The following is a 15351-nucleotide window of genomic DNA, read 5'->3' on the forward strand; positions in this document are numbered from 1 at the left end:
AATTAATTTTTTATACTGGTTTTTGAACGTGTTTCTTTAATTGTGTATACACCCTTTTCGGTTTCTTTCTTTACCCTTATCAGCCCTCCTTCATTATCATACTCATAATAAGTGCTATAGTTATTTTCATCTAATTCTGCCATTAATCGCTGTGTCTCAGGATCATAGGCAAATGATTTCATACTACCGTTGAAAGGATGAATTCTGATATCGTCGAAATAATTTGGAGATGTTCCTATATTATTGAGGATTATCTCAATAGCAGCGGTATTTTCAGGGATTTGAAATTCGCTATAAATTCTCTGCCATCCTTCAATTATTTTACCATTAGGTACAAATTCGGAAGATGACATCACCTGATCACTATTATCTAAATAACTAATTGTAATACTAGAATGCTCATAAGTTTTTACTTGCGTATTTAGGTCTTCTTTTGTCCAAGCACTAATCACGTAACGCTGTTTAGGTTTAGGTTTAAATGAGTCACAGTCATTACAAGGTTCGGGCAAGCATGGCGAGATATCGACAGTTTTTGAGAATTCAAGAATGCAGGCATCTGAAGTTGTTATGCTTAACTCGACTAAATACGAACCAGCAGTATTAAACGTATATATTGGTGAAGCCTCAGTTGAAGTTACGGGACCTCCTACATCGTGAAATGTCCATAAGTATTCTTCATCAATGAAAGTTCCTATGGCTGTATTTGTAAACACAAGAGGTTCATCAACGCAAAACTCTCCAGAACTTGATTCTACTTCAATCCCATCATCGCTACTTAAACATTCTCCACTAAAAAAAGCATATCCAAAATGTCCTAAATGCGAACAATCTGCGGCCTCCAGAACAATAGTAACTTCATCATCATCTGATGCATAAGACGATAAATCAATAATAAAAGGTTGCCAGCCCGAAAATTGTATTCTACTCAAAATCCCAGTTAGAGGATTTGGTAATTCTACAGTTGTAAAATCTGGCACTTGTCCTGCAACAAATAATTTTTCAGTACAATCAATTATGTTTCCATTAACTTCAATATAAAACTTAAAATAAGGTTGGGCACTAAAATCATGATTATCTGGATTTTCTAATACAGCTGCATAATGAAATTTATATATTGAATTGTCTTCTGATAATATGAATGTTTGTCTTAATTGGTCTTTCCCAAAGTAAACTCTATCATTTCCTAGTCTAACTACATCAGTCACTCCTGCTGGAAAATCATCTCCTGTTCCAATAAATGGATCATTAAAATTCCCTTGATCAATAACCTCAAAACGTAAATTATTAGTAAAATTCCAATTGTCATGTGGACCACTATCAATGATATCTCCATCTAAATCGCAAGTCCCATTACCATCATCGTCATATGGGTTATGCCCTTCATCATATTGTTCATAATTATCCCAATACCTGCACCAACCATTAAAATTTCCTTCAACAAAATCCATGTTAACGCATGTCTCATTTACTGGAGGTTCGATTGGAGGCATTCTATTTTTGCTTCTTTCAATTCGATCTAAGTATCTTTTGACATACAAGTCCCTTAATTGATTGATTTTTTCTGTTGTAGAACCTTTAAGAAATAGAAGCTCATTACTATTACTTAAAATTGCTTTTTCAATTTGCTCTCTGTCGAAGCCTATTTCCTCATCTGTAACTTTTATTTGAGCATTTACGCTAAAACTTAGCATAAAAAGGGCTACTATTACACCTATTTTCTTAATCATGCTTTAATTTTTTAAACCATTTAAACTATCACAATTGATATATACTGTTGCTATATCACAATCTCCGTTTGCGTCACAAATTTGGTAGGTAAAACTATCTGGAGCATTTTGTACAACCGTATAGATTACCATGTTACCAAAGCTAACTATTGCTATACCATTTGAAGGTGGTGACACAATTGTAATTCCATCACCAGAAGGACCATCGTCTCCAAAATCATCATTACTCAAAACATTGATAAAAATTGTACTACCAGGCTTTAAACCACAATTCTGTGCGTAATCATTTTCGGCATTAGGCACTGAGTTCTGATTATCATCTTCACATTCAATTAGTCTATATATTGATTTAGCAGATGCTCCAGCTTCAATTTTTATACTATTTCTACCTGTATGAGATTCATCATCTGTAATTGTAGCATTATCATTGATCTCTACCTCATCTTGATATCCGAAGTGCGGATTTATTGGTTCGGCACCATCACCATTAAGTGGAGAGAATTTGTAATCTTCGAAGTTATCATATGCAAGTTCTCTATATTCTGAATTAAATCCTACTGCTGTAGGTAATGTATAACGATAACCATATTGTGCCGCAGAATAACGATCTAGAGCATCTTTATTTTCTAGTTCTACACCATATGGGCTATACATAGACACCTCACTAGCAAATGTCCATCTATTTTCTTCTTCTTGAGGATTATCGATAACCCAATTACTCCCTGTGTATTTATAGAACGGTTTAAACGTTTTATAGAACCCCTCTTTTCTTGTACTGAAATTTTCATCGCCATTATTTCGTCCAGTCATATAAACATAAGACTTTATAGCTCTCCAGTCTCCTTTTGCATTATAGAGATAAGGATTAAACTCTAATACAGTAATGTTTTCAATACTTCCATCTTCATTAAAAATTAAACCATCAGGGTTAGGTAATCTAAATTCGCATTGGGTATTCCAAGCATCATTATATTCGACAGCGCTAGAATTCACAATATTAAAATTTGCCCAATCGACTTGATTTGTTAGTTGCCCTCCAATGATTGGGCTTTCCTGTAATGTTATGGATGCCATACCTTCGTTTGGTAAATTTCTATACCCAGAACGATAAACATTAAATGTTATAGGCAGCAATGGTATTGTGCTTTCAAGATCAAACAAACTTCCTTCTTCATCAATTAAGAGTGCTTTTCCGCTTTGGAAATCGGCCACCCAAACTCTATCTGTTCTTCGAGCTGGAAACGGCGTAAATACAAAACGTGTTATTAATAATTCATCTCCAAGAGTTAAATAGTCTTCAGCATCTATATTAGTTGATGTGTTTGATGGATTAACTATTTTCATATAAGATGATGATGTTGCATCCTCTTCAATAAAACCAGATAGTCCTATATTTTGACTGGCCAGTCCCATATTCTTATAATACCAATTGGCTGGATATTTGAAATTATAATAGTGATCGCTGTATTCATTTTGAGTTTTGGTTAAAAGCACATCACCTGTTTGAGCATCCCATACTACATTTTCAGTAGCGACTTTAGATCCGAGATCATAGGCAATTTTTTCTTTCAATATACCGACAGAATTAATAACCTTAGTTGTGGTAACGGTTTTCAATTCTTGTTCATGAAATTGAACTACTGGCAGTAATGTTGGAATTGGCAAAATCCCTATAAATACTAAAATACCAGCGAGATTTCCATCTATACCAACTACTGTAGAGTTATTGTAATAAGATCTAAAATCATGCACCATGTCATAGGTAACACCTATTGGTTTTTCAGTAACATCTCCATCATTATTCATAACTAGCAAGTTATTATTTAACGTCCCATCATCATTGAGGCTATATTTATATTCTACTTTAGACATATATTCATCTTCTTGTTGTGCCTCAGATTGTACTTTTTGAGACTTCATTTTGCCATTCATATCGTTTGTTCTAATAACAAATCCTTGAGAATAAGTGAGACTCTTATTGGTTCTCACTTTTAGGATACTTCCTAGAATACCGGTGATATCGACTTTAGGTGTTAAATCTGTATAATCAGAGATTGTTGGAAAATCTTTAGATGTGTAAAACTCATTAATAACGCGTCCAGTAGCATGTTTTTTTAATTCGATATTAATTGTATTACCATCGGTATCTTCAATATCTCTATCTCGTTTTAAGTTACTAGTCACCACGCGACTATACGTTATTGTTGGTGAAGGATATAAAGATTGTCCAACAGGCTTTTCGACATAGTTATATTCTTTAGGGGCCAATAATTTTTGTGGTTTATCGTAAAATGGTTGTATTAATGGGTTCTCTTTACTTCCATTGGGCTCAAAGGTTGCTACTCCACTTGTCTTACCTTCTGTTGTTGTATAAGTATATTCTTGTCCATAGAAATTTTTATATAGTGGATTATCAATATGATTAGTCATGCCGTCCCAATTATCATGAAGCTTTATACTCTTTACTCTAAGGCCTCCTCCCAACTTTTCTTCATCAGGATGATACAGTCGTATCCACGATTTTAGTGGCTTAAATTCTTTTGCACAATTCCTGATTCTTAATGCCTCGTTTGGACCAAAGAAAATATCGCTAACTGCTCCAATAGCACCAACAAATGTTTGTCCTAAGGCTAGTAAATCCCCAGGTTCATCAAAATCACCTGCAGGTAAGCCGTAGACCAATCTATTCAAGTTCTTTCTTCCGAAGTACCAACCTGACTTGGCAATAGGATTTACCAATTGATTTGAATCAACTAGACCTCCTTCTTTTTTTACACGTTTTAATTTAATTGAAGCATATGTATTTCCGTTATCTTCAAACACTCTTGAATACTCTTTTTCAATCAAAGTATATCCAGTTACATAGTCATATTTGTTATTGGACATGTTGAGCAGGAATCTGAAATACATTGGATTAGCATCAGAAGCCCCAATATCTTTCAAATATGTATTGATGAATTCAGTTTCGTCTGAGATATCATCATCTATATCTACATAGATATAATCAAAATCATTAGAACCTTGATACAGGTTTTGGCCTCCTAGACTGATTGGATCATCACCTGCACCAACAACTTTGAACATTTGCATTACATCTTTGTTTTGCACATGACTGTAGCGGTCAGATTCATACTCAAGATCTAGCTTTCCACCCGATGGTAATTCTATTGATGTCATCGTCCAAGCCATTGCATATTCATCTTGCAATGATTCATTGTCTTGTTGTACAAATGGAAATTCTGGAGTCGTGGCATTACTATTAACACTGCAACCACCTTCAATAGGTTTGTAATTACCCCAAATATCAAAAGCCTTAAAATGATAATCTGGATTATTGTCTATGACTCCATCATTGTCAAGATCCTTTTCATATTGAAACACATAAGGTGTATACTTCCCCATATGTGATGTTCTGTAAGTGAAATACACTTTTTTAAGCGTTAACTTACCATCTTCATTGTTTAGATCAATTGGGTCATAATTAGAATGACTAGGAAGGTTTTTACATAATGAATAATCGTATTCAAAATGAGCTACCTTAATTGGAACTGGTACCGTCCCATTTTCTATGGCTTCTTTATATTCTGGTTTTGAATACAAAGAAATCTTATCAATCTTTTTGGTTTTAACAGAAGACACACCGCCATTTTCACCTGCTGCACTTAACCCATCTTGTCTATCTGAAATATCAAATATGGCAATATGTGTTTTGGTTTCTATTTCCTTAACATATTTAAGTTCTTTTTCTCCATATACATAGCTGGCCTTGTCATCTCTATTATCGGCATATAGCCCCTTACTATAGGATGCCGATCTCGTACTTCTTGTAAATGGCACTCTCCAATTATGTTGAAGCGGTTCTGTATATGTAAATTTTGTGTAAGCTCCTAAGTCGTCATCTGTTGGTCCATCATGGGTTAAATCTTCATAATCTGAAGATAATACCGAAGACAACAAATAAGTATGCGTATAAGCAGGTGTATGAATTTTATTAAGATAATGATCTCTACCTGAGCTATTACTTCTCGTATTTTCACCATGTGAATAGGTAACAAGTCCTGTCAAACAGTCTCCAGACGAATTAGTGGCAAAAGTAGCTTCAATTTTTTTTGTGTTGTAGGCTGTTTCTCCAAATACATAAGTACTCCCATCTGATTTTAAAACCTTAGCTCCTACATGATGATTATCTGGAACTCTATTATTTGAATCTGGAATTAAATCTGGAAGTTTATCTATACGTATTTGGCCATCATTTCCACGTTTTACATTTCCGTACTCAATCATTTGTACTGATTGCGTTCTAAACTCGCGTTGTTCCCTTTTAATCTTATTTACACCATTTTCTCCATAGGTTATTTCATTAGTCACAGGATCATATTGTTTGACATCGTAATTGGGTAAGGTTTTACGGTTATATTCGCCACCACCAATTTGCATTTTAATCGGATCTTTTTCAGATATAAGACTTGACGTATAAGGAGAGTCAAAATCTGCGGTTAACTCACCAACAGTTTTATAATGAATAGGTTCATAGTCTATTTTATCTGTAGACTCATTATTTCTTAATTTGAATTTTTGGAGTTCTGGATTTGTTGCGCCTTCCCAACGACCTGATCTTGTAAAAGATGGATTTACTTTAACATTGCCTCCAAAATGAATTGCAGCTCCAGGCCCTAATTCAAATCCTGCATTACCACCCACTCCAAAATAAGTGACTGTTTGATCATAAACATGTCCTACTTGGTTACGATGTGGTCTAAACATTCCCGATACACCCTGGCCTTCAATAGAATAAACATCATATGTTTGATTCACTAAAGGAAGCATTGTTGTATTTTTATTGACGGTTCTATCATTTTCTCTATTGAAATCCAATATCGAATTGAGTGGTGATGCGTTTTCTGAATTAGCATAGCCATATCCTTTTACTCGCTTGAATTTATCATCAGCTCTAAGCAGTTGAATACTTCCAAAACCCGTGATTTGTCCTTGTGGTCCTTCTGGACCAAATAATTCGGTTCCCAAACCAAAATCTAAAGTGAGATTAGCATTTATAAAACTTAATTGATTTGTCGGATTAAATGATAAATTATCATTGAAAGACAACGAACTCGATGTTGATCCAGAGTAGTTTTTTATAGTAGACAGTCCCTTTCTCTTGTCGTTGTCAATATATTGACCACTTGACGATGCTGATAAATTTAAACCGGTTAAACCTTGTCTTGAGTTAAATGGAATACCAATATTAGTTGTTAGTTTATCATCTCCAAAACCATCTGTTTTTTTTGCAGTGATCCCAATTGTTGGAGTTACTGTTGCACCTTCTCCAGCCGTATTTGTTATATTGAGACCTGCAGAAACCTGTTCAGAAATATCAAAACTAATCCCATAGTTGGTATTAAATGTGATTCCATTGTAGTTATTGTATTTCATACCAACACCTAATTCGAGACCAATTACATTGTTTAATACATCTGTACCATAAATAGGGAACTTGATCCCGGTATTTATTCCAGCGGTGAAATTGTTGCGAATATTATTTTCGTATATTAATTCATCTCCATCAAAGTCATCTGGCAGTCCTCTTAGTTGCCTATTGATTTGACCAACATTTAAATTCCAACCAAGCCCAACCCAAGATGCTTCCTGATCTGTAGTGATACCAGAATCATAAGATAGGTTAAGAGGATAGCCTCCTACATCCATGATAGGTAAATTATAGTTAAAATCTCCTGAGGAAAGGTTAACCATATCTGACGTGCCAATTGGTGTAAACGCATTAAACTCTGGCTGAGATGGCCCTGAGGTTAATGCATATAAACTTGTTGGCTGGACAACTGAAATCACTAATTGAATAGCTAAGTAGCTCGCTATTACTTTTGAGAATTTACTAGTTCTAATTGCTCTATACATAATCTTTAAATTAGATAACAATTAAAATTACCTTATAACAGTTATGGTTCATAGGTTGAACTCATATGCGTCTGTTATTTTTTCATAAGTGAAATAGCAATCATATTCTGAACAAAAAAAGCCCAAGAGTTTCCTCCTGGGCTTTATAAATTAGAATTTTACTCTCTTTTAACTATCTCTAATTTATAACTAATTTTTTAATGATTGTATTATCATCTTGGCTTGTATATCTCACAAAATAAATTCCAGGATTAAGTTTAGACACATCAAGATTTGTCTTTTTATTGATGTTTGAGTCATGGGATGATTTTATCACCACAGAACCAACACTATTCATGATTTCTAAGCTTCCTTTTTGATCGTCTTGAGTATCAATAAATATGGTTAATTGGTCTTTTGCAGGATTAGGATACATCTTAAAGTCTGAAGCTAATCTTCCTTTATTTGAGCGGCATGGTATGAATATTTCATTTTTCACTGTTGGTTCTATACAAAATCCAAAATCACCTGGCACTACATAAGATACTTGTAATTTTGCGCTTAACCATCCTCCATTAGGCCAATTTGATTGTGGCGGAGGATTTATTCCGTCGTATTCATTACCATTAGAGAATTCCCAGTGATAGTTCACATTTGTAAATGAATCACAATCATTTACTAGAGCAGTAGCATACACTTGACAACCCACTACTTCCAATTGTATTTGAGGCGCAAGATCTCCACATTCACAAACAGTAGGACAGGTTTCTAAAGTAATACTCGCTTCTCTAGGGCAACCGTTCTCATCTGTAATTAAAACTGAATATGTTCCCCCTGTACTTACACTAATTTCTTGTGTGTCCTCTCCAGTAGACCATTCATATTGCACACTTGGGTCTTGTGTTTCAAAAGGTCCTAATGCTGTTAAAGTTAGAACATTATCACTTGATGCACACGATTCGCCGTTAGTCGTGGTTATCCAAGCTTCATCATAATTATCATCATAATACTCGCAAAATTCTCCTGGATCAACAAATACAGAACTAACCTGTAGACCAATACCATTATAACTTGTCATCTTAAAATTAACAAGTTGAAATGAAAAACAATCGGATAGGTCATTAATTAATGTCCCTTTTAATTTAAATGGTGTATGTGTTCCTCCTGATCCTATATCAAAGGCATCTCCATATTCATTAGTTTCTACTATCATAGTAGCAGAATTTGTACCTGTTGGTAAGATGCTTACAGAAAAACTATTAGGAATAAAATTACTAAGTTCTACGCTCAAGTCTTCTACTTTTTCACTATCGTATATAATGTCTCCTTCCATCTTTACAATATTCCCAAAACTAGCATGAAAAGCTATTTCACTTTCAAGTATATCTCCAGATTCTATTTGATGTTCTTCTAAGCAAAATCCATCTTTTAATGCAGCAGGGCATCCATATCTCAAGCAGACCTCGCTACAACTTTCTCCAGACCCAAAAATAGGTCCTAACTCGTCTATAGCGCTAGTTAATGTTTCTCTTTCAAAGTACTCATAACCAAATCTATTTATGTAAGGCGCATCACAATTGCAACTTTCTATATTTTGGCAAACAGCTGGATCTGGAATAGAACCTACTGTAGTACAGCTGCCGTCTGAAGGAGCTACAATATAATTAATTATTGTTGTTCCAGGTTCAAGAATAAATATACCATCAAAAACAACTGGGATATCACTTGGCATAGTACCCGGATACTGAATTGACATTGAAGTGAACGTAAAATCACAATCACCTATTCCGTCTCCATCTCCATCAGGGGTGGTTAAAAACTGATCTTCCCATCTAAAGGTAAAACTCTTATTTTCATACGTATTCTCAATTGTAATTCTCCAATCAAATGGTGTCGTTGTATACACATTACACGTTTCAACATCACTATTTCTAGGGTATGCCGCTTTTCTTACTATTATATCTCCTTCAGCAGCAACACTACACGTATAATCTGTATAAGCAACTTCATAAGTTTTCTCACACAGGTATTGTCCAAGTTGAGAAACTGAAGCTACAACCCTCAACTCCACATTTCCTAAATCTGAAATGTCAGTAAATGTGTATTCGGGATTTGATGTAACCGACTCTGCTCCGCCATTTCTGGACCAATAGTAAAGCAAGTAAAAATCTTCAACACAAACATTATCTCCTGGGCTTGCAACAAAGCTTGCCGTGCAGTTATCTGTATCAAAATTTGTAAGTTCAAATGACGGGTCTAACACGGTTTCACATTCGCATAGATCATTTGTTGAAAGTTGATCCCCAGCATAACCATAAGCATTGGTTGATAGAAAACAACTTAAACCAAATGCAGCGAATAAAAGTAATTTCTTGTACATAATTCTTTGATTTAAATATTTATTCTATAAATATATTTTCGATTATGTGCTGATGCTATAGCAATCTCATATGTGTTGAGATATATTTCATAAGTGAATTTTATAAAAGAAAGGTGATAAACATAAAAAAAGTCGTGCATTAAAAAATGCACGACTTCTTAGTAGTGTTAGTATATATATTTACTGAGGAAAATCTGTAAAGTCTGCTACATCAGAATACTCTGTATAACTGCATTCATCTCCTATACTAACTGCATTAGGCCTAAATGGTCTGGCTATAAGCGTTAAATTGGTAGCCATGTATGCATTATCGACGCTTAAAATCGGTTGAGTTCCTAACTGAGAGTATCGTCTAATCCCAATATTACTGTCATCTGTATTTAGTGGATGTGCTGTAGAGGTCATATCATTTACTATAAAAGCTCCTACAAGAACGCTATTATAATTTGTATGCAACTCTATACAGTTTTGACTTAGAACAAAATTTCTAAAGTCAGCAACAGCCCATTCTACCTCAAATCCAGGAAGAATACCTCCTCCTCCAGTTCCGTTAGAAGAGGATGCTGGTCTATTTGGAGTTCCAGAAACGGAACCTGGTTTACCACACTGACCAAAAATGTCGATACAAACATGGTAGTATAGTATTTGATCAAATGTATCTCTAAAACTTCCTCCCATACTCATATCATTTCCTATGAGTTCTTCTAGAGCAACAGTGCCATTGACATCAAGTTTTGCTAAGAATTCCTCTCTAGCATCTGGATGATATAAAATGATCTCTGCGGCTATGAAGGACACCCATTGTAAATGGTTTTCTAGGATTTCAGCATCAGTTAAAATGTCTACACCACCGCCACTGCCATCTCTGGCATAAACTTCTGAAGTATTTGTTTTTGAATTAGTTAATGTTTGGTCTTGTGTTGAAATGTCTTCTGTCTCACATGAAAAGATAAGTAACATGCATACAAAAAGACTGTTGAGGGTTTTTCTTTTCTTCATAATAGTATAGTAATTTTTTTATGAATTTAACATAATATTATGATTTTAAGAAATCTAATGTAAATCCGCACACTTTTTTTTCATATCCGCAAAATTAAGGTCTAAAAAATTTTAGATAGCGTAGTGTCCTTCATCCTACTCGACACAGGAACTTTTAATTGTGAATTTAGCAATAGATAACCTTGCTTGGCATATTTTTTTACATGAGTTTTATTAACCAAATATGACTGATGACACCTTACAAATACATCATTTGAAAGTAGTTGTTCTACTTTTTTTATAGACTTAGAAATGACAATTCTTTCATCATTTGCAGTATAAAATGTGGTGTAATTTCCATCGGACTTGCAGTAGTAAATATCATCTTCATATACAGCGTAAACACTATCGGCTGTTTTTAGAATAATTCGCTTTTTCTCTTTACCCAATAAATAGTCATTAGACACTTCAAAATGTTGGCTCAGGTCCTTTTTTTCATTATTAGCAAGTGCTTTATCTACCGCTTCTTTGAATTCGTTATCATCTATTGGTTTTAATATATAATCTAGAGCACCAACTTTTATGGCTTTTATAGCTTGGTCATCAAAACCAGTAATAAAAATAACATCAAACTCTTTAAAAGTGACAGATTTTAAAATATCAAACCCCAATCCATCTTCTAAATTGATATCTAGAAAAATTAATTGTGGTTGCATATTATTAACTAAGGTAATACCTTCTTTTACGCTTTTAGCTTCGCCTACAATAGCAATATTGGCATTAAACTTACTAATGAGCTTTTTTCTAATATCGTCTCTAACAAAAGACTCATCATCTACAATAATAGCTTTAATCATGGTTAGTTGATTTTATATGGCATATAGAATGTCGTTATAACTCCTGTTTCATTTCTATTTAGGTCTTGTTTATTTTCAATTTTTATTTTCTTTTTAGTTGATTTATAAATGAAATCTGAAATTAGCGCTGTGGATATAGACTTGTTCTGATTTGATTTTTCAGAATGTTTTCCTCTTCCATTATCTTCAATTTTACAGCTTAAATAGGTTTTATCTAATCGAATTTTAATTTCAATCTTTCCTTTGTAATCAATTCCTGCAAAACCATGAATAATACTATTTTCTACCAAAGGTTGAATAATCATTGGTGGAATGTAGGTCAATTCAGGATCAACTTCTTTAACATCAAAGCTATATGAAAACTTATTAGGAAATTTTAATAATTGTAATTCAAAATATTGTTCAATCGATTCTAACTCTTTTTCTAAAGATACGTAATTATGTAACGAATTTTCTAATGATAAGCGTAATAATCTAGAAAATTTCAACAGATAATTAGATGCTCTTTCGTGATCTTTTTTGACTAAATTCTGAATAGCATATAAGGTATTAGAAATAAAATGCGGATTCATCTGAGAACGAAATAAACGTTGTTGCATTTGTAAATCTTGTTTCTCGTACCTGAACTGTCTTTGCTTATATCTTGTAAAAACGATACCTACGACTAATAGAAAAACTAATAATGCAATTAAAAATTGTGATTTAAGCTTTAAATTTTTTAATTCTACGTCTTGTTTGTCTTTTATTAATAATTTTTCCTTCCTATTTGCTTCCTTAAGTGCCAATAGTTCGTTCGAAAATTTGTCAGTATATGTTTCCTCCTGATGATTATAGAGATCCTCTAACGCATTATACACGAGGTCTATTTCTTTATCTGTTTCGACGGCATATCTAATTTGATATTTCAAAATATCCTTTTGAACCCGAGCGCTCAATGAATTTATATTCATTTGCTTCACTGAATCCAGATATTTACTTGCTAATTCATAGTTGTCTAAATCCATATAAACCTCTGCGATATTTCCATAGCAAGTGGCAACGTCACTTTTTTGAGTTAATGAATTGGATACTTTCTTGGCATATTTAAGCCCATCTAAATAGAGGTTTAATGCTTCAGAGTAATCTCCATCAAAATATTTATAAATGCCATAAGAATTAAACAACTCCATATTTAAACTAGGTCTTAACTTATCTTTTTCAAGTATTAAGCTATCTAAAATTTTATAAGCACCTTTCTTATCATTCATTTTAGACTTTATCTCAACTCTATGGATAAGGGCAGAAGGAACAAACTCACTTTGGGATGCCTTTACAAGCATTTTCTGACGTTTGATATTATAGTCTAGGGCCTTTTCGTAGTCTGGTATTTCTATATAAGTATACTCATGCATAAAATGGCTTAGTGCCATCCAGCTATGATGTTGAGTCGAATCTAAATGAGTAACAAATAAGTCGGTTATAGCTAAACAATCTCCGTACTTATTCTGGTTTTTGTTAACATTCCAGCAATAAAAAAAGTAATCTACATCACGTTCTGAGGAGATAGTTCCTTCTACCTTATCGGCAGCTTTATAGAAATAGTAAGCAGCACTATCTAGTTGTTCCTTAGATTGAAAATATTGACCTAAGTAAAAATTGTTTTCTGCTATAAGTGAATCGTTAGCGAAGTTTTTTTTAGTGATGTCTTTTTCAATCGACTTTAAGATAGCATAGGTAGAATCTGAACTAATATCCTTATTTATGTTGCTATGTGACTGAATAACACTGGCCTCAAAGTCATTAGTTATATCAGATTGACAACTATGAAAAACAATTGTTAAAATTAGAATACCTAAAATCTGTTTGACCATAAATCAAACTTAATGAAAAAAAAAGTCATCTAATATTCTATTGCTTCTTTTTACGAAATATTCCTTTTAAAAACCCTTGCTTAGTCGTGTCCTTTTTTCGTTCAACTCTTTTAATAGAATCATTTTTCTTTTTGAGGATACGTTCTAATTTTCGCTGAGCGCGCTCTGTAGAATCTCGCTTTTTAAATATACGAGCGAAAAAGCCGTTTGATTTTGGTTTAGCAGTGTAGACACTATCACCTTTAAAGTATATGGTATCCTTTAATTTATGATTGATCCAGATCTTATTTTTTCTACTTTTATTGTAGTGACCAGATTGCTCTAGAATTCCATTCACATCATATTGTAAAAACAAACCATCTTTTAGGCCATTTTTCCAATTGGTAATTGAATTGACGTTACCATTTTCATACCATGTACGCCATTCGCCATCTTTGAGACCAAAATCAAAATTTCCTTTTTCTGCTAACTGTTTTGATCTATAAAATTTTTCATATTCGTTATGTAGCACTAAACCACCTGCCCTCGAAACACTGTTGTGAATTTCTCCTGTTTTAAACCAGTAGTACTCTTTGCCTTCACTAAATTTCTTAACCTCTTTAAGTGCAACATAACACACAATATCATAATCACCAGACCTGATAAACTTTCTCTGTACATCTGAACTTACCGATAAAAATAAGATCATACACACTAACAATAAGGCAAATTTTCTCATGATATTGTTTTTTTATAAAAATATATCTTTTTTAATTATGGGCAAACATAAAATTCATAAGTGTAATAAAAGCCCTTACGCAACTGTAAAGGCTCAGGCTTTTATTCTAAAGAATTATCTAAGCTTTGGAAAACTACCCTCCATTTGCCATTCGTTTCTCATCATCTTTCTCCTGTCCTTGGAACCCATAACGGTAGTAGTCTATTGACCCATGATGGTTTGGAAGAGTATTCCGTAAGGATAGTAATCAAATCGATCAAAAACTAAGTATTTAAAAGAAGTAATAATGTGTTTAAAACACACAATATTCACACATTGTAGTAAAAATGATATTAAAATCCAACATCATTTTCCAAACCATATTACTGTAAATATAACAACTTTGGTCAAACTTTTTAATTCAAATATATAAAATCTACTGGCGAATATTAGTTCTCATTAAACTACTTGAAAATTAGATTTTAATTTCTAATTCAAAATGATATATTTGTTAGGGAAGTCTCATTAGTCTAATTTATTATGAAAGCGAACAAAAATATATCTACTACAAAGAAAGGTTATTTAAAAGCATATTCGATGACCGAAATTTTAGGTGTGCTGTGTATTATTGGTATTTTAATTTATTTGGTTGTGCCTAATCAGACTTCAGTAGTTGTCTCAGCTAAATCCATTGAAGCTCAAAATATGTTAAGTATGGTACATGGCTTACAGAAAAGTCATTTCTATCGTTATTCTAAATATACTCAGGATTTTGATGAATTAGGTTTTGAACAAGCATTAACCATTGATAAAGGAGGGCAAGCCGTTTATAAAATAGAAGTTATTGAGTCCTCAATGAATACATTTAAAGCTACCGCTACTTCGTTACAAGATTTTGATGGAGATGGAAATTATAATACGTGGCAAATTGATCAAGATAGAATGTTGAAAGAAATTGTGAAGGATTAGA

Annotated in this window: 8 protein-coding genes; 1 reads left to right on the plus strand and 7 read right to left on the minus strand. The window is 33.3% G+C overall.

Annotated features, from left to right (window positions below; genetic code table 11):
* Positions 1–2: 2 nt before the first annotated feature.
* The 7 genes from Q0783_RS00555 to Q0783_RS00585 form a co-directional block, all read right to left on the minus strand.
* Complete coding sequence (locus tag Q0783_RS00555) at positions 3–1727, minus strand: PKD domain-containing protein (protein WP_298892421.1); 1725 nt, start codon at positions 1725–1727, stop codon at positions 3–5.
* 3 nt (positions 1728–1730) lie between these two features.
* Positions 1731–7640: an Ig-like domain-containing protein gene (locus Q0783_RS00560; RefSeq protein WP_298892422.1), complete on the minus strand. Its 5910-nt coding sequence runs from the start codon at positions 7638–7640 to the stop codon at positions 1731–1733.
* Positions 7641–7818: 178 nt separating this feature from the next.
* Positions 7819–9999, minus strand: a complete 2181-nt coding sequence (locus tag Q0783_RS00565) for a T9SS type A sorting domain-containing protein (protein WP_298892423.1) — start codon at positions 9997–9999, stop codon at positions 7819–7821.
* 180 nt (positions 10000–10179) lie between these two features.
* Positions 10180–10998, minus strand: coding sequence for a hypothetical protein (locus Q0783_RS00570; RefSeq protein ID WP_298892424.1), 819 nt, complete (start codon positions 10996–10998; stop codon positions 10180–10182).
* Between the two features lie 101 nt (positions 10999–11099).
* Positions 11100–11834 carry a LytTR family DNA-binding domain-containing protein gene (locus tag Q0783_RS00575; RefSeq protein ID WP_298892425.1) on the minus strand — a complete coding sequence of 245 codons (735 nt, stop codon included), beginning with the start codon at positions 11832–11834 and terminating at the stop codon, positions 11100–11102.
* A 2-nt stretch (positions 11835–11836) separates the two neighbouring features.
* On the minus strand, positions 11837–13684 hold the full coding sequence (locus tag Q0783_RS00580; protein ID WP_298892427.1) for a histidine kinase: 1848 nt from the start codon (positions 13682–13684) through the stop codon (positions 11837–11839).
* Between the two features lie 37 nt (positions 13685–13721).
* On the minus strand, positions 13722–14402 hold the full coding sequence (locus Q0783_RS00585) for a hypothetical protein (protein ID WP_298892429.1): 681 nt from the start codon (positions 14400–14402) through the stop codon (positions 13722–13724).
* 519 nt (positions 14403–14921) lie between these two features.
* Here Q0783_RS00585 and Q0783_RS00590 point away from each other — a divergent pair.
* Complete coding sequence (locus tag Q0783_RS00590) at positions 14922–15350, plus strand: type II secretion system protein (RefSeq protein ID WP_298892431.1); 429 nt, start codon at positions 14922–14924, stop codon at positions 15348–15350.
* The last annotated feature ends 1 nt before the right edge of the window (position 15351 follow it).

Origin of the sequence: uncultured Psychroserpens sp., assembly GCF_947500255.1 — a bacterium.
Lineage (GTDB): Bacteria > Bacteroidota > Bacteroidia > Flavobacteriales > Flavobacteriaceae > Psychroserpens.